This window comes from Frondihabitans cladoniiphilus, assembly GCF_039544345.1.
GTDB lineage: Bacteria > Actinomycetota > Actinomycetes > Actinomycetales > Microbacteriaceae > Frondihabitans > Frondihabitans cladoniiphilus.
The window spans coordinates 52,168-68,887 of the sequence record NZ_BAABLM010000005.1; the positions used below are offsets into that span (position 1 = coordinate 52,168).

Consider the following 16,720-nt stretch of genomic DNA (forward strand, 5'->3'; position numbering starts at 1 on the left):
ATCTTCAGCACCACCATCTTCAGCAGCAAGACGAAAGGCGGGGCCTCTTGGCAAGCCAGGACTGGTTCGACAAAGACTTCTACGCCGTGCTCGGCGTCTCGAAAGACGTCACCCCTGCCGAACTCAAGAAGGTCTACCGCAAGCTCGCTCGCAAGTACCACCCCGACTCCAACCCGGGCGACGCGGCCTCCGAGGCGAAGTTCAAGGAGATCAGCGAGGCCAACTCGGTCCTCTCCGACCCGGCGCAGCGCAAGGAGTACGACCAGGTCCGCGCGATGGGCAACGGGGCCCGCTTCACTGCCGGCGCAGGCGGCCAGGGCGGCGGCGGCTTCGAGGACGTCTTCGGCGGCATGTTCAACCAGGGCGGCGGCGGCCGCCGCACCACGGGCTTCCAGTCCGGCGGCGGCTTCGAGGACATCTTCGGCGGCATGTTCGGCGGCGGCGGCTTCGGCCAGACCAACGGCGGCTTCCGCGGCAACGGCGGCCCGACCAAGGGGCGCGACATCGTCGCCTCCACGACCCTCGACTTCCAGACCGCCGTGGTCGGCGACACCATCACGCTGACGCAGTCCGAGGGCAAGCCGATCAAGGTCCGCATCCCCGCCGGCGTCCACGACGGCCAGAAGATCCGCCTCCGAGGTCGCGGCGAGCAGAGCATGGACGGCGGCGAGTCCGGCGACATCGTCCTGACCATCGCCGTGCGACCGCACCCGGTCTTCGAGCGCGACGGGCTGAACCTCCGTCTCGACGTGCCCGTCACGTTCGCCGAGGCCGCACTCGGCGCGACCATCGAGGTCCCCACGCTCGGTGGCGAGCCGGTCCGGCTCCGCGTCGCTCCCGGTACTCCGTCGGGCCGTGTCCTCCGCGTCAAAGGTCGCGGAGTCGCGACCAAGGAGGGCACCGGCGACCTGCTCGCGTCGGTTCAGATCGCCGTCCCGTCGCACCTGAGCGACAAGGCCCGCGAGGCCGTCGAGGCCCTCGCCGCGGCCCTGCCCGCCGAGAACCCGCGGGCCGACCTGCTCGACCGCGCCCGCCAGTAGCGGTAACTTCCCCTCACGAGCCGGTTAGGAGGCCGACATGGACGAATTCTCACCGATCTTCGCAATCGCGGTCGCTGCCGAGCTCGCGGGCATGCATCCCCAGACCCTGCGCCAGTACGACCGTCTCGAACTGGTCGTCCCCACCCGGACGGCCGGCAAGTCCCGCCGCTACTCGATGCGCGACGTCAATCAACTCCGCGAGATCGCTCGGCTGAGCGGCGAAGGCGTCTCCCTCGAGGGCATCCGGCGCATCCTCGAACTCGAGAACCACGTCACCGAGCTGTCGAGCCGGGTCCGCGAACTCGAGTCGGCGCTGGCCGACGAGCTGCTCAACCGCCCGGGCTCCCGCGTGTTCGCCGCCGGTTCGTCCGGGGGAGTGGTGCCGCTCCGCCACGGCACGCGTCCGCAGCGGCAGACGAGCATCGTGCTCTGGCGGCCGAGCAAGTAGACGGCGGCCAGAGGGCAGCGGGTCTCCCGCTCAGCGTCGGGCGCCGCTCCGGAGCAGACGGCACCTAGGCTTGCCTGATGGCTTCCGCTGCTGACCACCCGTCCGAACCCGGTTCCACCGACGGTGCCGTGGTGCCCGAACCGCGGCCCTCCGACGGCTTCGACTTCGCGCGGCTGCGCCGCCGCCCCGACCTCGAGGCTCCGAACCTGCTCGCGGTGGATGCGGCTGACCGCTTGATCCTCGACGAGGCCGCCCCCGCACTGGCCGAGGTGCTCTCGGGTGACCTCGTCGTGATCGGCGACCACTACGGCGCGCTGACGTTGGCCGCTGCATCCCTCTTCGATCTCAGCAAGATCCGAGTGCACCAGGATGCCCTGACCGGCGAGCAGGCGCTGGCGCAGAACGCCGTCGAACTCGACCTCGCGGGGCGCTTCACGTCCCATGCGCTCGAGCCGGCCCTCGTCTCCGGTGCCCGCGTGGTGCTGCTGCAGTTGCCGCGAAGCCTGGACGCGCTCGACGAGATCGCCGCCCTCATCGCCGAGCACGCGCATCCCGACGTCGTGGTCTTCGCCGGCGGGCGCCTCAAATACATGAGTCTCGGCATGAACGAGATCCTCGCCGACCACTTCGGCGCGGTCTACGCCGGGTTGTCGCGGCAGAAGTCGCGGGTCCTCACCGCCTCCGAGCCGCACGCCGCCGCCGCGCCTCGCGAGTTCCCGCAAAGCGAGCACCACGACGACTTCGACCTGACCGTCGTCGCCCACGGGGGTGCCTTCGCGGGCACGAAGGTAGACATCGGCACGCGGATGCTGCTCGGTCTCGTCGCAGAAGCCGTGCCTGGTGCATCCACCATCGTCGATCTCGGCTGCGGCACCGGCGTCATCGCCGCCGTCCTCGCCCGTTCGCGGCCCGAGGCCCGCGTCATCGCGTCCGACAGGTCGGCGGCCGCAGTGGCCTCGGCGACTGCGACGATGCAGGCCAACGGTCTCGCGGAGCGGGTCGAGGTCGTGCGGGACAATGCGCTGTCAACCGTGCCGGACGCCTCGGTCGACCTCGTGCTTCTCAACCCGCCGTTCCACGCCGACGCCGCGGTCGCGCCTGAGGTGGCCATCGCCCTGTTCGAGGCCGCCGCGCGCGTGCTGCGTCCGGGCGGCGAGCTGTGGTGCGTCTTCAACTCGCACCTGCACCACCGCGCCGTGCTCGAGCGCGTCGTCGGGCCGACCACTCAGGTCGCGCGGTCGCCGAAGTTCATCGTCACCTCGTCGGTCCGGGCCTGAGCCGGGGTCAGGCTCCCGCTTCTGCCTCGGTCTCAACTCCGTCGAGCCGCAGCGCCGACTCGATGTAGGCCAGCAGAGCCCGGCCGTAGGCGTTCTCGGCGTCACGGTCTTCGAAGCCGCGCTCATCACCGTCGATCGTGACGACGACATGGAAGTGCCCCTCGCCCCGCCTGGTCAGAGCCTTGAAAGAGCGGGCGAGGAGGATGCGCAGCTGATCTTCTCGAGGAAGCCAGAGCGAGTCGTCGGCCGACACCGAGTCGAGCGCCCACTCGGTCGTGCCGTTGAAGCCCAGTTCGGTGCCCGTCGGGTAGTGGTGCGCCTCGATCGTCATCTCGCTGATCGTGAAGACCTCGGGCTCGCCCTCGAACGTCGGCGACTCGATGATGAAGCGGTCGCCCGGCTCGGGGCGCCAGCGGAGGCCGGCGGCATGCAGTTGGCGGGCGAGAGCGACGTCGATCATTCGTCGATCTTGCCCCAGGCTCGCCCGCCGCGCGCACCGACTAGTCGTCGCGAGCCGTCGAACTCGTCCAGACGAACCCGGTGATGCGATCCACATATCGAATCGAACGGCGGTCATGCACTCATCGCCGCGCACGAAAGCGGGGCGCCTCTCGTGAAGACGCCCCGCTCGGGGTGGGGGATGCTCGGTCTCGAGCTATTTCGCTGTGACCGTGTTCTCGGTGCCCTGGTCGTCGACCGTGGGCGCCGCGCCCGTGTGGGTGAGGGCGTTCTTGTTGCCGGCGAAGAACGTGTTCGTGACGGCGCCGGCGGTGACCTTGTTGGAGTCGCCCTCGAAGTAGAGGTTGGTGACGTCGCCCAGGGTGATGGTCGCGTCGGCACCCACGATGCTGACGGTCTCGCAAGGGTCGGTGACGGTTGCGGCCTTCTTCGTGCCGATCTCGGAGGCGTCGAGCAGCATGAACCCGTCGACGCACGTGCCGGTGACGGCCTTGGGTGCCGAGGAGGCGGACTTGGAGGGCTTGGGCTTGGCGTCGTCGTCGCTGCTGTTGCTGCTGCAAGCGGCGAGGCCGGAGACGAGGGTCGCGCCGAGGAGGGCGGCGGCGAGGATCGGGGTCTTTTTCATGGTCGGTCTTTCGAATCGTGTTCTGGTTGTCGTTGGAGGGGGCGGTGGGATGCTGTGCGCACCCCACCGCCGGGTGGTGCTGGTGTCGCTAGGTGCTACTCGTGTCGGTGACTAGTCGGTCGCGCTGGCGGTCGTCCAGGTGAAGTCGGTGATCTCGTCGTCGCCGGCGGGCGCGACGGACTCCACGATCAGGACGTACCGGTGGTCGGTGCCCCAGCGGCGGTCGAACTTCCAGACGCCGTTCTTGTCGGCCTCGACGGTCTTGTAGACCGCCGACGTCTGGGCCGAGCGGACCGTGACGGTGGCGAACGGGGTCGTCGTGCCCTCGAAGTGGGCGGCCACGCCGTTCTCGTACATGTCGCCGACGGCGGGGCTCGTCATGACGAGCGGCTGGAATCGCGGCGCCAGGACGGTGAGCAGCTCTTCCGACGTGGTCTTGTCGGGGTTGGTCTGCGTCACCTTGATGTAGTAGTCGTTAGACGGTCCCCAGTTGCGGGCAGGCACCTGCCAGGCTCCGGTCTTGTCGTCGACGGTGGCGCTGCCCAGGTCGTTGTCCCAGGTGCCCTGCGGCCCGACGTCCGTGACCTTGATGGTCGCGCCCTTGGTGCCAGTGCCCTTCAGCACGTTCTGACCCGGACGGTAGGTCTCCTGGTCGGCGATGCTGGTCACGGCGACCGGAACGTTGGTGACGATGGGTGCCGAGGTGAAACGTTCTTCGGTCGTCGAGCCATCGGCACGGGTCTGGGTCACGACCACGTAGTAGGTGTTGGTCGGGCCCCAGTTGCGGGCCGGGAGGCTCCAGGCGCCGTCTTTAACGGTGGCGGTTCCCATTCCGACGTTCCAGTTGCCGTTCGGGCCGACGTTCTTCGCCGTGATGGTGGCGCCTTCGGTCGCGGTGCCGGACAGGGTGTTGGTTCCCGGGGTGTAGGTGCCGTCCTGCTGGCCGCTCGTGACGGCGATCGGCTGGTTGGTGATGGCCGGTGCCGAGGTGAAGCGCTCCTCCGTCGTCGAGCCATCGGCACGGGTCTGGGTCACGACCACGTAGTAGGTGTTGGTCGGGCCCCAGTTGCGGGCCGGGAGGCTCCAGGCGCCGTCTTTAACGGTGGCGGTTCCCATTCCGACGTTCCAGTTGCCGTTCGGGCCCACGTTCTTCGCGCTGATGGTCGCGCCTTCGGTCGCGGTGCCGGACAGGGTGTTGGTTCCGGGCGTGTAGGTGCCGGCCTGCTGACCGCTGTTCACCACGATCGGCTCGGGCGTCACGACCTCCTGCGATTCGAATCGGACCGTCGAGGAGCCGGTCGCGCTCGAGCTGATGAAACCTGCAGGCGGGGTGAACGTCGTGCTCACGGTCGCGCCGTCGGTCAGGGTGGCCTCGGCTTCGACCTCGAACCGGTTGTTGTCGCCGGGGTTCGTCACGTCGATGGCGTTGGCGGTCAGATTGGTCATCGTGTGAGTGACCGTCGCGACACCGCCGGTGGTGGTGGCCGTATAGGTGTGGCGCCAAGTGGCCGTCGCGTTGTCCTCGGGCAGGGTGCCGGGCTTGAGGCCCGTCGGCAGGGTCGTCGCCCAGCTGATGGAGCCGTTGCCGGGGATGGTGATCTTCGTCCTGTTCGCCGCGGGCTGCGGGTCGAAGTTCACGTGACCTTTCGTGCCGGGCTTGAACGTGGTGCCACCCACAGGGGTCACGGTGTGGTTGTGGACACCCAGGGTGGTGTTCTGGGTGGTGTCGACCTGCACGGTCGAGGTCCGGCTGACGTTCGAGCTGGCGAAGCCGGCCGGCGGGGTGAACGTGGTGGTCACGGCCGCACCGTCGGTGAGGTTCGCCTCGGCGACGACCTCGAAGCGGTTGGCGAAGTTCCGTTCGGTCACGTTCAGGCCGGCACCGGTCCGGGTGATGGTGTGAGTGACGGAGGTGACGCCGTTCTCGGTGGAGGAGGCCCAGGTGTGGTTGAAGCCGCCTCCGCTGGACGCGGCCGGCAGCGTGCCGGGACGGAGGCCGGACGGGAGGACCGTCGTGTAGGTGAGGGTCTCGCCGGTGGTCATCCAGACGCCGGTGGCGTCGGAGGAAGCATTGCTCTTCATGTCGACATGGCCGACGGTGCCGGGGCTGAAGACGGTGCCCTGGTCGGGCTTGACGCTGTGGTCGTGGATACCCAGCGTAGCGGTGAAGGTCTCCGCCGACTTGACCGTCGAGGAGCCGTTCGGGCTCGCGCTGGCATAGCCGGCGGGGAGCGTCACGGACGTGGAGACGCGGGCGTTGTCGGCAAGGCCTGCCTCGCCGACGACCTTGAACTCGTTGTCCCAGTTCGCGACACTGTTGTCCTCGCCGGACAGACGCGTCACGGTGTGGGTGACCGTCGTGGCTCCGGCGGTCGTGGTCTCGGACCAGACGTGACGCCAGTAGGTGTTGGACGAGCTCTTCGGCAGGTCGATCGGCTTGAGGCCGACGGGCAGGGTCGTCGTCCAGGTGATGCTCTCGTTGACGCGAAGCTTAACGGGGGTCGCGTTCGCGGTGGGCTGCGAGTCGAACTTGACCTTGCCGGTGCGGCCCGGGCGGTACTTCCCCTCCGCATCTGGCTCAGCGTAGTGGTTGTAGACGCCCATGGTCGTGCTCTGCGTGGTGTCGACGCGGACGTTCGAGGTGCTGGTCGAGCTCGAGCTCGAGTAACCGGCCGGCGGGGAGAAGGTCGCGGAGACCTGCGCGTTGTTGGCGAGGCCGGCCTTGGCAACCACGGGGAACTCTACGGCGTGGCGCGAGACCGCCGAGTCCGTGCTGCCGAGACGCGTCATGGTCAGGGTCACGGTGTTCTTGCCGCCGGCGGTGCCCCGGGAGTATTCGCGCTTCCACGAGGAGTCGGCGCGATCGGCGGGCAGGTTGTCGACTTCGAGGCCGGCGGGAAGGGTGACGGTCCAGCTGTACTTCTCGTTGGCCTTGAGGGGGAGAACGGTGGCGCCGGTGGTGGGCTGAGAGACGAACGACACTTTGCCGGTCGTGCCCGTGGCGAACGTCGAACCCTGGTCGGGCACGGAGGTCATGTTGTAGACGCCCTGCGTGGTTGACACCACGGGCGGCACGTAGTCTTCGAGGTACTCGGGGGCGGGCTTCAGCGTGCCGGTCCGAGTCCAATTCATGACCGTCGACCCGCCAGATGAAGGCGTGCCCCAGTGAGACATCCTGTAGCCCGACCATGCTGCGTTGGTGAGGTTTCCCTGTCCGTCCCATCCGAATAAGGCTTCCGTTAGGTTGCAGCGCTCGTTGGCGCGGAGGTACGGGCTCGTTGTCGGGCCGTCGGTACTGAAGTTGTCGACGCCAAGGCAGAGCCCATCAGCCGTCGGAATGGACCCCGTCGAGCCCTTCGCAGGCAGTGTGAGCGTTGCGGCCTCGCGAACGGCGTCGCTGAGCGTGCCGACTTTCTGAGCGGTCACGCTGGAATACCCACCAATGATGTAGTGGTAGCGACCATCGCCGAGGGGCGTGATCAGCTTGCCGCGCATAGTGGCGTTGGGGGTGGCGACCTTCGACGACTTGGCCTTGGGGTCCTTGGCGGAGGCGGCATTCGCCATCTCTCCGATACTGAGCGACGACGCGAGCGTCAGCGCGGCGAGGCCGAACGCGGCCCCGGTCTTTGCGATGTTCATGGGTAGGGTTCTGTGCTTTCTGGTCAGCCCGCGACACGCGGACGATCGAGTAGATACGTAAATATTAGCCGCAAAATATCAGTATCACAACCCGTATCCCCAATCGAGACGGACAGCCACGAATTCGCTGGCGCGGCGCCGCTTGCGGAGCTAAACTTGAGTCAGGACGGCTCAAGTTTTGAAAGGCACATCATGGCGAACATGCAGGGCGCACCCGCTTCCGACGAGAAGCAGAAGAGCGCCCTCGAGCAGTACGGCGTCGACCTCACGGCGATCGCGGCGAGCGGCAAGCTCGATCCGGTCATCGGGCGCGACACGGAGATCCGACGCGTCAGTCAGGTGCTCACGCGCCGCACGAAGAACAACCCGGTGCTCATCGGCGAGCCCGGTGTCGGCAAGACAGCCGTCATCGAGGGCCTCGCCCAGCGGATCGTTGCGGGCGATGTCGCCGACTCCCTCAAGGGCAAGCGCGTCATCTCCCTCGACATGGCGGCGCTCGTCGCCGGCGCGATGTATCGCGGGCAGTTCGAGGAGCGTCTCAAGGCCGTTCTGAAAGAGATCACCGAGTCCGACGGCCAGGTCATCACCTTCATCGACGAGCTGCACACGCTCATGGGCGCGGGAGGCGGCGAGGGGTCGGTCGCAGCGGCCAACATGCTCAAGCCGATGCTCGCCCGCGGCGAGCTCCGCCTCATCGGCGCGACCACCCTCGACGAGTACCGCCAGTTCATCGAGAAGGACGCCGCCCTTGAGCGTCGATTCCAGCAGGTCTACGTCGGCGAGCCGAGCGTCGAAGACACCATCGCCATCCTCCGCGGGCTCAAAGAGCGCTACGAGGCCCACCACGGGGTGACGATCGCCGACAGCGCACTCGTGGCCGCCGCATCCCTCTCCAATCGCTACATCTCGGGTCGGCAACTGCCCGACAAGGCGATCGACCTCGTCGACGAGGCCGGCTCCCGGCTCAAGATGGAGATCGACTCGTCGCCGGTCGAACTCGACGAGCTCTACCGCGGCCTCGCTCGTATGCAGGTCGAGGAGCTCGCTCTGCAGCGCGAGAAAGACCCGGCGTCGCAGGCTCGGTTGGAGAAGCTCCGCGAGGAGATGACCATCCGCCAACAGCAGTTCGCCGACCTCAATCGCCGGTGGCAGGCCGAGAAGGCGGCACTCCAGGGAGTCGGCGAGCTCAAGGGCCGACTGAACGAGGCCCGCATCGACCTCGACAAAGCCATGCGGGAAGGGCGTTATCAAGACGCGTCGAAGATCAACTACGAGACGATCCCCGACATCGAGAAGAGCCTCGCCGAAGCCGAGCGGATCGAGGAGACCGGCGACCGGCTGGTCAACGACCAGGTCACCGACGCCGACATCGCGGAGGTCGTCGCTGCCTGGACGGGCATTCCCGTCGGTCGTCTGATGGCGGGCGAGACCGAGAAGCTGCTGAATCTCGAAGGGGAGTTGGGTCGGCGACTGATCGGCCAGAAAGACGCGGTGCGGGCGGTGTCGGAGGCCGTGCGGCGCACCCGGGCGGGCATCTCGGATCCCGACCGCCCCACGGGCTCGTTCCTGTTCCTCGGGCCGACCGGTGTCGGCAAGACCGAACTCGCCCGAGCGTTGGCCGAGTTCCTCTTCGACGACGAGAAGGCGATGATCCGCATCGACATGTCCGAGTATGGCGAGAAGCACACGGTCTCGCGGCTCGTGGGCGCCCCTCCCGGTTATGTGGGCTACGAGTCGGGCGGTCAGCTGACAGAGGCGGTTCGTCGTCGGCCGTACAGCGTCGTGCTTCTCGACGAGGTCGAGAAGGCGCATCCCGAAGTCTTCGACATTCTCTTGCAGGTGCTGGACGACGGGCGTCTCACCGACGGCCAGGGGCGGACGGTCGACTTCCGCAACACGATCCTCGTGCTCACGTCGAACATCGGCTCGCAGTTCTTGGTCGATCAGAACCTGACGCAGGCCCAGCGTGAGGAGGCCGTTCAGACGCTTCTCCGCCAGGCGTTCAAGCCTGAGTTCCTGAACCGGCTCGACGACATCGTGCTGTTCTCGACCCTGTCGCAGGACGACCTCAGCCAGATCGTCTCGCTCTACGTCGACCGGTTGGCGAAACGTCTCGGCGACCGCCGTCTCGAACTGGCAGTCACGCCGGATGCACGGGCCTGGCTCGCCGAGAGGGGCTACGACCCGATCTACGGCGCTCGTCCCCTTCGGCGGCTGATGCAGCGCCAGATCGACGACAACCTCGCCCGCGCCCTGCTCGGTGGTGAGATCGAGGACGGCGACACGGTGCTGGTCGACGTCGCCGACGACGGGCAGGCGCTCGTCGTCACGAAGTCGGAGTTGACGCCGGCGGTCTAGGTCGAACGCCGAAGACCCGGCCGGGAGAAGACACTTGGTGCTTCTTCCGCCGGGTCTTCGAGCGGGAACGACCCCGGCCGGCCCCGTCGCGAACGACGGCGGATCCGACCGGGGTCGTGTTCTGTCCGAAGAATTACTTCGACGGAGCCCAGACGAAGTTCTCGATCTTGTCGCTACCGGCCGGCGACGACTGCTCGATGATCAACTTGTAGGTGTTCGTCGGACCCCACTGACGGCTCTTCGACCATTCTCCCTTGTCGTCGGCCTTGACCGTGAAGTAGACGGCCGTCGAGAGCGCCGAGCGAACGGTGACACTGGCGCCCGGAGTCGCCTTCCCCTCGAAGGTGTATGCGGTTCCGGCGGTGTACTTGTCGCCGACCGCCGGGCTCGTGAGTTCGAGCGCCTGGAAGATGCCGGGGATGATGTGAACCGTCTGCTCGGACGTCGTCTGGTCGGGGTTGACCTGCGTCACCTTGATCCAGTACTCGTTCGACGGGCCCCAGTTGCGGGAGGGGAGCGACCAGTTGCCGTCGGTGTCGACCTTGGCCGAGCCCATGTTGACGGCCCAGGTGCCGTTCGGGCCGACGTTCTTGGCCGAGATGCTGGCGCCCTTGGTGCCAGTGCCCTTGAGCACGTTCTGGCCGGGGCTGTAGGCGTCGCCGTCGGAGATGCTGGTGACCGCGACGGGCACATTGGCCTCGGCGTTGTCAGGGGCTGCGGTGAAGGTGGCAGTGTCGGTGGAGCCGTCCGCGTGGGTCTGGGTCACGACGACGTAGTACGTGTTGGCCGGGCCCCAGTTGCGGGAGGGGAGCGACCAGTTGCCGTCGGTGTCGACCTTGGCCGAGCCCATGTTGACGGCCCAGGTGCCGTTCGGGCCGACGTTCTTGGCCGAGACGGTGTCGCCGGCGGTGCCGGTGCCCGTGAGCACGTTCTGCCCGGGGGTGTAGGTGCCGTCCTTCTGCGAACTGGTGACCGCCACCGGGGTGATCACGGGCGGCGTCACGTTGTCAGGGGCGGAGGTGAAGGAGGCAGTGTCGGTGGAGCCGTCCGCGTGGGTCTGGGTCACGACGACGTAGTACGTGTTGGCCGGGCCCCAGTTGCGGGAGGGGAGCGACCAGTTGCCGTCGGTGTCGACCTTGGCCGAGCCCATGTTGACGGCCCAGGTGCCGTTCGGGCCGACGTTCTTGGCCGAGACGGTGTCGCCGGCGGTGCCGGTGCCCGTGAGCACGTTCTGCCCGGGGGTGTAGGTGCCGTCCTTCTGTGCGCTGGTCACGGCCACCGGGGTGATGGTCTCTTCTTCACCGTCGTCCTCGCCAAGGCTGACCTCGTGCTCGTCGACCTTGTCGCCATCGACCTCCTGCTCGACGGTCAACGACTTCGTGCCCTTCGTGATACCCGAGACTCGCATCGACCACGTGCCGTCGAGCTCCACGGCGGCGGAGGTGAGGCCCACCTTGATCTGCGAATCGAACAGGGCACCGGGAGTGGCAGTCCCCGAAAGTTCGGCGGTTCCGGCCTCTTCGTCGTATTCGTCGAGAGAGGCGACGAGGCTGACCGTGTCGGAGAGGGCGCTCCCGGCGAACTTGTAGCGAGCCGTGTCGGTCGCGGCGAGCTTGCCCGACGCGTCGTCGAAGCCGACGAACTTGCCGGTGGAGGTCTTCACCGTTCCGTCGGCCTCGACTTCGAAGTTGAACTCGTCCTCGGCGATGCTGCCCTCGGCGTAGCCGAGACCGCCGGGGAGACCGGCATCGGCCTTGATGTTCTCACCAGACCCGTTGTTGGCGATGTAGTTGGTGTTGCCGGCCTTGGGCATGTCGAAGAAGTCGGCTTCGGACTCGGCGTCGTACAGGTCGGTCTCGCGCTCTCCGTGCAGGTCGTCGTCGATGGCGACGTAGGAGTTGTCGGTCGTGTCGATGAGGACGAGCCGACCCCAGTGGTTGAGCGTGAGGTCGTCTCCGGGGGCGGCGAAGGCGCTGGATGAGACGACGAGGGGGGCGGCGATGCAGGTAGCTAGCACGACGGCCAAGCTTCTGTGGCGGAGTTTCATTCTCTTCTTTTCTCTGGTCGGCCCCTGCGGCGGTGATATTCTACATTACATTCTCCGTCCGACCGAAAAGAGAAAACCGCCCTGGCTTGGCCAGGGCGGTTCGGGGGTTGCGGCACGCTCAGTCGCGCGCGAGGACGATCTCATCGAGAGCGAGGCGGGTGCGGGGGAGCGTCTCCCGCTCGGCGAGCTTCTCCGGAAGCTTGTCGGCCTCGTCGACGATGCCGATGGCGGTCACGGTGACGGGCAGGAAGCGCTCGGGCAGATCGAAGGCGGCGCGGAGGCCGTCGACCTCGATGCCGGCCATCTGGTGCGTGTGCAGGCCCTCGGCATGCGCCTGGACGGTGACGGCCGAGACGGCGAGGCCGAGGTCGTACTGCGCCCAGTTGCGGGGTTCGCCGGCTTCGGTGGCCGTCTCGGCGACGGCGAGCAGGAGTGCGGAGGCGTTGCCGGCCCAGAGGGTGTTGAAGCCCATCAGGTTGGCGAGGATGGTGTCGAAGGTCGCGGTGCCCCGGCGGCCGACGATGAAACGACGCGGCTGCATGTTGGAGGCGGAGGGTGCCCAACGGGCCGCCTCGAGCAGCGCCGTGAGCGCTTCATCGGAGATCTCGGCGGTGGCGTCGTAGGAGCGGGGGCTCCAGCGCTCGTCGAGGAGCGGCACGAGCGGCACGGCGGTGTCGGAGGTACGCAAGGTCGAAGGGGTCTGCTCGGTCGTGGTCATGAATGCCTGCTTTCGAAAGGGGGCGGGGCCGTGTTCGGGGAACGGGCATGGCGTGGAGGTCGAGAACCGGCACGCACGAAGGACGGTGCGGAGGCCGGGATCGGCGTCGGCGTCGCACCCTGAGAGAGAACGGCGACACGGCGGGATGCACGAACCGATCTCTCCGACCATGCTAACGCCGGGCTTCCGAATCTGTTTCTGCGTATCGATCTCCCCGGTTCTCGCCCGGCCCGCAGTTCTCGACTCCGTCAGTGGAAGGTCTTGAGCACTGCCGTCTCGAGCAGCTGCTGGGTGACCTGGTACAGCGCGACGATCAGGATGCCCGCGAAGACCGGCAGCCAGAATGCGATCACCCGTCGGCGGATGAAGAGGATCGAGAACACGGTCGAGAAGACTGCGAGGACGATAGGCGCGGCCACGGCCAGGATGGTCGAGAGCTGGACGCCGTCGAGGAGTGCAGACGCCTGCTGGTCTCGAGTGACGGCCAGATCGACGTACCGGAAGGCCAGCAAGTAGAGCACTACGGTCAGGATGACGGTGAGCACGAGGTCGCCGCGGCGTGGGCCGGGGCCGGTCTTCCGGCTGGCGGCGGGGTCGGCCAAGGCGAAGACCTCCGCGGGCAGCCCAACCGGGTGCCCTTCCGGGGCTGCGGGTGTCGACTCGGGCCGGGCGTTTCGGGGACTCTCCGCGGGTGTTGCTCCGCGGTCGTCGTCGTTGCTCACGCTGCCACCTCGATCTGGTCGCGGATGGACGCAACCAGGGCGTCGACGTCGGCCTCGGTCGTGTCGAAGGAGCACATGAGGCGGACCTCACCGGTCGCGCGGTTCCAGTCGTAGAACCGGTGTCGGGCTCGCACCGGCTCGATGACGCGCTGGGGGAGGATGGCGAACACGGCGTTCGCCTGAACCTCCTGGGTGATCGTGACGCCGGGCAGAGCGACGAGCTGCGACCGGAGACGCTCCGCCATGGCATTGGAGTGGGTGGCCGATCGAAGCCACAGGCCGTCTTCGAGGAGCGCGACGAACTGGGCGGAGACGAAGCGGAGCTTGGAGCCGAGCTGGGCGTCCATCTTGCGGATGTAGGTGATGCCGGGCAGTTCGTTCTCGGTCAGGCTGACGACCGACTCGCCGAGGAGGAGCCCGTTCTTCGTGCCACCGAACGAGACCACGTCGACGCCGGCATCGCGGGTGAGCTGTCGGAGGGTGGCGCCGGTACTGGCAGCGGCATTGGCGATGCGAGCGCCGTCGAGATGCACCCGCATGCCGAGGGAGTGGGCGTGCTCGGTGATCGCGGTGATCTCGGCGACGGAGTAGGCCGTTCCCATCTCGGTCGTCTGCGTGATCGAGACGGCGAGGGGCTGGGGCCGTTGCTGGTCGCCCCACCCGTAGGCCTGCCGGTCGATCGATTCCGGCGTGAGCTTGCCGTCCGGCGTCGGAACGGTCAGGAGCTTGAGTCCGCCGAGGCGCTCGGGTGCCCCGCCCTCGTCGGTGTAGATGTGAGCCGTGGCCGCGCACACCACGGCGCCCCATCGCGGGACGAGCGCCTGAAGGGCGACCACGTTCGCGCCGGTGCCCGTCAGCACCGGATGCACGGTCGACCCCTCGCCGAAGTGCTCGACGACCAGTTCGCCGAAGCGCGCCGTGTAGGGGTCAGCCCCGTAGGAGCCGACGTGCCCGCCGTTCGCGTCGACGAGAGCAGCGAGGATCTCGGGGTGCGCGCCGGAGTAGTTGTCGGAGGCGAACGAATGCAGGCTCGGATCGTGCAGGGTGGTCACCCCTCCAGTGTCGCTCATCGACGCGTCGCTCACCGACGTGTCGCCCGTCGTTGCATCATTCGTCGGCGCGAGCCGAGTCATCGTGCCCAGGGGAGCGGTGAGGGGTGGACGTCGGTGTCGGCGCTGGCGTCGAGGTCGGGGTGGCTTCGACGGTGGGGGAGCCGCCGCCGCTGGAGCTGCCTCCGGACGTGCTGCCTCCCGACGCCCGGGGCGCCGCTGCGAACGCCCCGCCGCCATAGGTCTTGTTCGCGGCCTGCATCACGTGCTTCCAGATCGTGAGGCGCTGCTGGTTCATCGCCCCGTGACTCCCCCGGATCTTGTACTGGTCTTGGTGCCCGCTGATGTTGCCGACCCAGGCGGCGGTGGCGAGCTTGGTCGTGCTCCCGACGAGCCAGGTCTGTTCTGCGTGGTCGGTGGTGCCGGTCTTGCCCATGACGGGCACGCCGTCGCCGGGGTTCGCAGCCGTGGCCGTTCCGCTTGCGAAGACCGTCTTGAGCGCGGACACCGTGGTGGCGGCGACGGCAGGGTCGATGGCCTGCGTGCAGCTCTTCACCTGCCCGGGCAGGACCCTCTTTTCGGAATCGACGACCGAGTCGATGAACGTCGGCTCGCAGAAGACCCCTCCGTTGGCGATACCGGAGAAGGCCGCAGCCATGGTCAGGGGAGCGATTTCGTTGCCCGAACCGATCACGGAGGACGGGAACGTGCTCAACTCTTTGCCCGTGGCGGAGTGCACGCCGAGCGATTTGGCCGCATCTCGGATGTCGCACAGGTCGAGCTTCTGGGCCATGGCGGCGTAGCCCGTGTTGATGGATTGCGTCGTGGCGCGCAGGGCCGTCACCGTGCCCGGGTTGCCCCCGTTGTCGTTCTTCGGGTGGAAGTCGGGAGTGCGCGACCTCGAGCCGCACGTGGTCATCGGTGTGAAGGTGCGCGGGGTCGCGTCGACGGTGTCGGTGAGGCGATGGCCCTTCTCGAGCCAGTCGATCAGAGTGAACGGCTTGTAGGTCGAGCCCGGCTGGAACCCGGTGGACTCGCCGAGGCTCTGGTCGACCGCGTAGTTCACCGAGGTAGTCGTCCGGCCGCCGCCCTCCTTCGTGTTGTCGAAGTCCTTGTTCTGTGTCAGGACCCGGACGCGGCCGGTGCCCGGCTCGAGGGAGGTGACCACGCCGCCCAGGTCGTAGCGGGTCTCGGTGTTGGGGGCGTAGATCTCGAGTTCGCTCTTCGCTTTCGCGTTCAGGTCGAGGTCGAGGGAGGTGTGGATCTCGTAGCCGCCGGCCTTCCAGTTGGCCCGCCGCTCGGCGTCGTTCCGCCCCAGGGCGGGGAGGGAGACGACGGACCGGGTGATGAGGTCGCACCAGTGGCCCGCTCCGGGCTCGGTGACGGCCAGGCAGCCCTGGACAGCCGGGGTCAGGCGCACGTAGTCACCGACGGGAGTGGCGACCGCCTGATCGAAGGCGGCCTGATCGAGCTTGCCTTCGGCACGCATCGCATCGAGGATGACGTCGCGACGAGCCTTGTTGGCCTGGTAGTTGGCCGGTGTCGAAAGGTTGCGGCTCGTCGGATACTGCACGGTCGCGATGAGACTCGCTGCCTCAGCGGGAGTGAGGTGCTCGGCGCTCTTGCCGAGGAAGTGCTGCGACGCGGCCTCGATTCCGTACGCCTGATCGCCAAAGTAGGCGATGTTGAGGTAGGCGAGCAGGATCTGGTCTTTCGAGTAGTGCTTCTCGAGGCCGAGGGCGTACTTCATCTCGGCGAGTTTGCGACCGAGGTTCTCCTCCGTGGCCTTCTTGTAAGCGGCCTGGCGTTCCGACGAGTCGGGGATGGCCTCGGCTTCGGCCACCAGGATGTTGCGGACCAACTGCATCGTGAGGGTGGAGGCGCCGCCGGCGTCGTGTCCGGTGATCTGACCCACGACAGCACGCGCCGTCGAGGTGGCGTCGATGCCGTTGTGCTCGAAGAACCGGCGGTCTTCGCCTGAGACGAGAGCGTCTTTCGCTGTCTGATCGACTCCGGCGTCGCTGACCGAGACGCGGTTCTGGTGATAGATCGTGGCGAACGGGACCTGCTGCCCACCCTTGTCGGCGAACAGGACGTTGCGCTGGGGCAGCTTGCCGATCTCCAAGTAGTCGGGCAGCGTCTCGAAGATCGCGGCGGCGTTCTTCGTGGTCGCCCCGGCCACGGCGAGCCCGGGAGTCACGGCGAGGGCGACGAGGAGCCCGGCCACCGCGCTCAGCGCGACGAAAGAAACGAGGGCCCCGAGGCGGACAGAGTTTCTCTTCATGTCGAGGATGATAGGTGGTACATCTGACATTCTGACGGGTGTCGCCCCAAACTC

Annotated in this window: 12 protein-coding genes; 4 read left to right on the plus strand and 8 right to left on the minus strand. The window is 67.5% G+C overall.

From position 1 onward, the window contains the following. The first annotated feature begins 47 nt into the window (after positions 1-47). The 3 genes from ABEA39_RS12290 to ABEA39_RS12300 all read left to right on the plus strand — a co-directional run bounded on the left by ABEA39_RS12290 (position 48) and on the right by ABEA39_RS12300 (position 2,765). The gene (locus tag ABEA39_RS12290; RefSeq protein ID WP_345376585.1) at positions 48-1,040 is read left to right on the plus strand and encodes a DnaJ C-terminal domain-containing protein; all 993 of its coding nucleotides are present in this window, start codon (positions 48-50) and stop codon (positions 1,038-1,040) included. A gap of 37 nt (positions 1,041-1,077) precedes the next feature. Beyond that, positions 1,078-1,488, plus strand: coding sequence for a heat shock protein transcriptional repressor HspR (locus ABEA39_RS12295; RefSeq protein ID WP_345376185.1), 411 nt, complete (start codon positions 1,078-1,080; stop codon positions 1,486-1,488). A 77-nt stretch (positions 1,489-1,565) separates the two neighbouring features. Then, a complete protein-coding gene (locus tag ABEA39_RS12300) occupies positions 1,566-2,765 on the plus strand; it encodes a class I SAM-dependent methyltransferase (protein ID WP_345376186.1) in 1,200 nt (399 codons plus the stop codon). Positions 2,766-2,772: 7 nt separating this feature from the next. Here the strand turns inward: ABEA39_RS12300 and ABEA39_RS12305 are convergent, their stop codons facing one another. The 3 genes from ABEA39_RS12305 to ABEA39_RS12315 form a co-directional block, all read right to left on the minus strand. Continuing rightward, complete coding sequence (locus tag ABEA39_RS12305; RefSeq protein WP_345376187.1) at positions 2,773-3,225, minus strand: pilus assembly protein CpaE; 453 nt, start codon at positions 3,223-3,225, stop codon at positions 2,773-2,775. A gap of 195 nt (positions 3,226-3,420) precedes the next feature. Then, positions 3,421-3,849: a DUF3060 domain-containing protein gene (locus tag ABEA39_RS12310; protein WP_345376188.1), complete on the minus strand. Its 429-nt coding sequence runs from the start codon at positions 3,847-3,849 to the stop codon at positions 3,421-3,423. 111 nt (positions 3,850-3,960) lie between these two features. Next, positions 3,961-7,488 (minus strand): hypothetical protein, encoded by a 3,528-nt coding sequence (locus tag ABEA39_RS12315; RefSeq protein ID WP_345376189.1) that lies wholly within the window; start codon positions 7,486-7,488, stop codon positions 3,961-3,963. A 192-nt stretch (positions 7,489-7,680) separates the two neighbouring features. On the opposite strand from ABEA39_RS12315, the gene ABEA39_RS12320 reads away from it, so the two are divergent. Beyond that, entirely contained in the window at positions 7,681-9,846 is a 2,166-nt protein-coding gene (locus tag ABEA39_RS12320; RefSeq protein WP_345376190.1) for an ATP-dependent Clp protease ATP-binding subunit, read from the plus strand. A 133-nt stretch (positions 9,847-9,979) separates the two neighbouring features. Here ABEA39_RS12320 and ABEA39_RS12325 read toward each other — a convergent pair whose 3' ends face one another. The 5 genes from ABEA39_RS12325 to ABEA39_RS12345 form a co-directional block, all read right to left on the minus strand. Next, entirely contained in the window at positions 9,980-11,893 is a 1,914-nt protein-coding gene (locus ABEA39_RS12325; RefSeq protein WP_345376191.1) for a hypothetical protein, read from the minus strand. Positions 11,894-12,011: 118 nt separating this feature from the next. Then, entirely contained in the window at positions 12,012-12,611 is a 600-nt protein-coding gene (locus tag ABEA39_RS12330; RefSeq protein WP_345376193.1) for a nitroreductase family protein, read from the minus strand. A 248-nt stretch (positions 12,612-12,859) separates the two neighbouring features. Then, complete coding sequence (locus ABEA39_RS12335) at positions 12,860-13,213, minus strand: hypothetical protein (RefSeq protein ID WP_345376194.1); 354 nt, start codon at positions 13,211-13,213, stop codon at positions 12,860-12,862. Positions 13,214-13,329: 116 nt separating this feature from the next. Then, positions 13,330-14,403: a threonine aldolase family protein gene (locus tag ABEA39_RS12340; protein ID WP_345376195.1), complete on the minus strand. Its 1,074-nt coding sequence runs from the start codon at positions 14,401-14,403 to the stop codon at positions 13,330-13,332. A 37-nt stretch (positions 14,404-14,440) separates the two neighbouring features. Beyond that, on the minus strand, positions 14,441-16,666 hold the full coding sequence (locus ABEA39_RS12345) for a transglycosylase domain-containing protein (protein ID WP_345376196.1): 2,226 nt from the start codon (positions 16,664-16,666) through the stop codon (positions 14,441-14,443). Positions 16,667-16,720: the final 54 nt, after the last annotated feature.

What these genes read in the sequence shown, in the direction of transcription:
- ABEA39_RS12305 (WP_345376187.1), bottom strand. Translation starts at nt 3,225, where the DNA reads ATGATCGACGTCGCTCTCGCCCGCCAACTGCATGCCGCCGGCCTCCGC.
- ABEA39_RS12310 (WP_345376188.1), bottom strand. Translation starts at nt 3,849, where the DNA reads ATGAAAAAGACCCCGATCCTCGCCGCCGCCCTCCTCGGCGCGACCCTC.
- ABEA39_RS12330 (WP_345376193.1), bottom strand. Translation starts at nt 12,611, where the DNA reads ATGACCACGACCGAGCAGACCCCTTCGACCTTGCGTACCTCCGACACC.
- ABEA39_RS12300 (WP_345376186.1), top strand. Translation starts at nt 1,566, where the DNA reads ATGGCTTCCGCTGCTGACCACCCGTCCGAACCCGGTTCCACCGACGGT.
- ABEA39_RS12315 (WP_345376189.1), bottom strand. Translation starts at nt 7,488, where the DNA reads ATGAACATCGCAAAGACCGGGGCCGCGTTCGGCCTCGCCGCGCTGACG.
- ABEA39_RS12325 (WP_345376191.1), bottom strand. Translation starts at nt 11,893, where the DNA reads ATGAAACTCCGCCACAGAAGCTTGGCCGTCGTGCTAGCTACCTGCATC.
- ABEA39_RS12340 (WP_345376195.1), bottom strand. Translation starts at nt 14,403, where the DNA reads ATGAGCGACACTGGAGGGGTGACCACCCTGCACGATCCGAGCCTGCAT.
- ABEA39_RS12320 (WP_345376190.1), top strand. Translation starts at nt 7,681, where the DNA reads ATGGCGAACATGCAGGGCGCACCCGCTTCCGACGAGAAGCAGAAGAGC.
- ABEA39_RS12295 (WP_345376185.1), top strand. Translation starts at nt 1,078, where the DNA reads ATGGACGAATTCTCACCGATCTTCGCAATCGCGGTCGCTGCCGAGCTC.
- ABEA39_RS12345 (WP_345376196.1), bottom strand. Translation starts at nt 16,666, where the DNA reads ATGAAGAGAAACTCTGTCCGCCTCGGGGCCCTCGTTTCTTTCGTCGCG.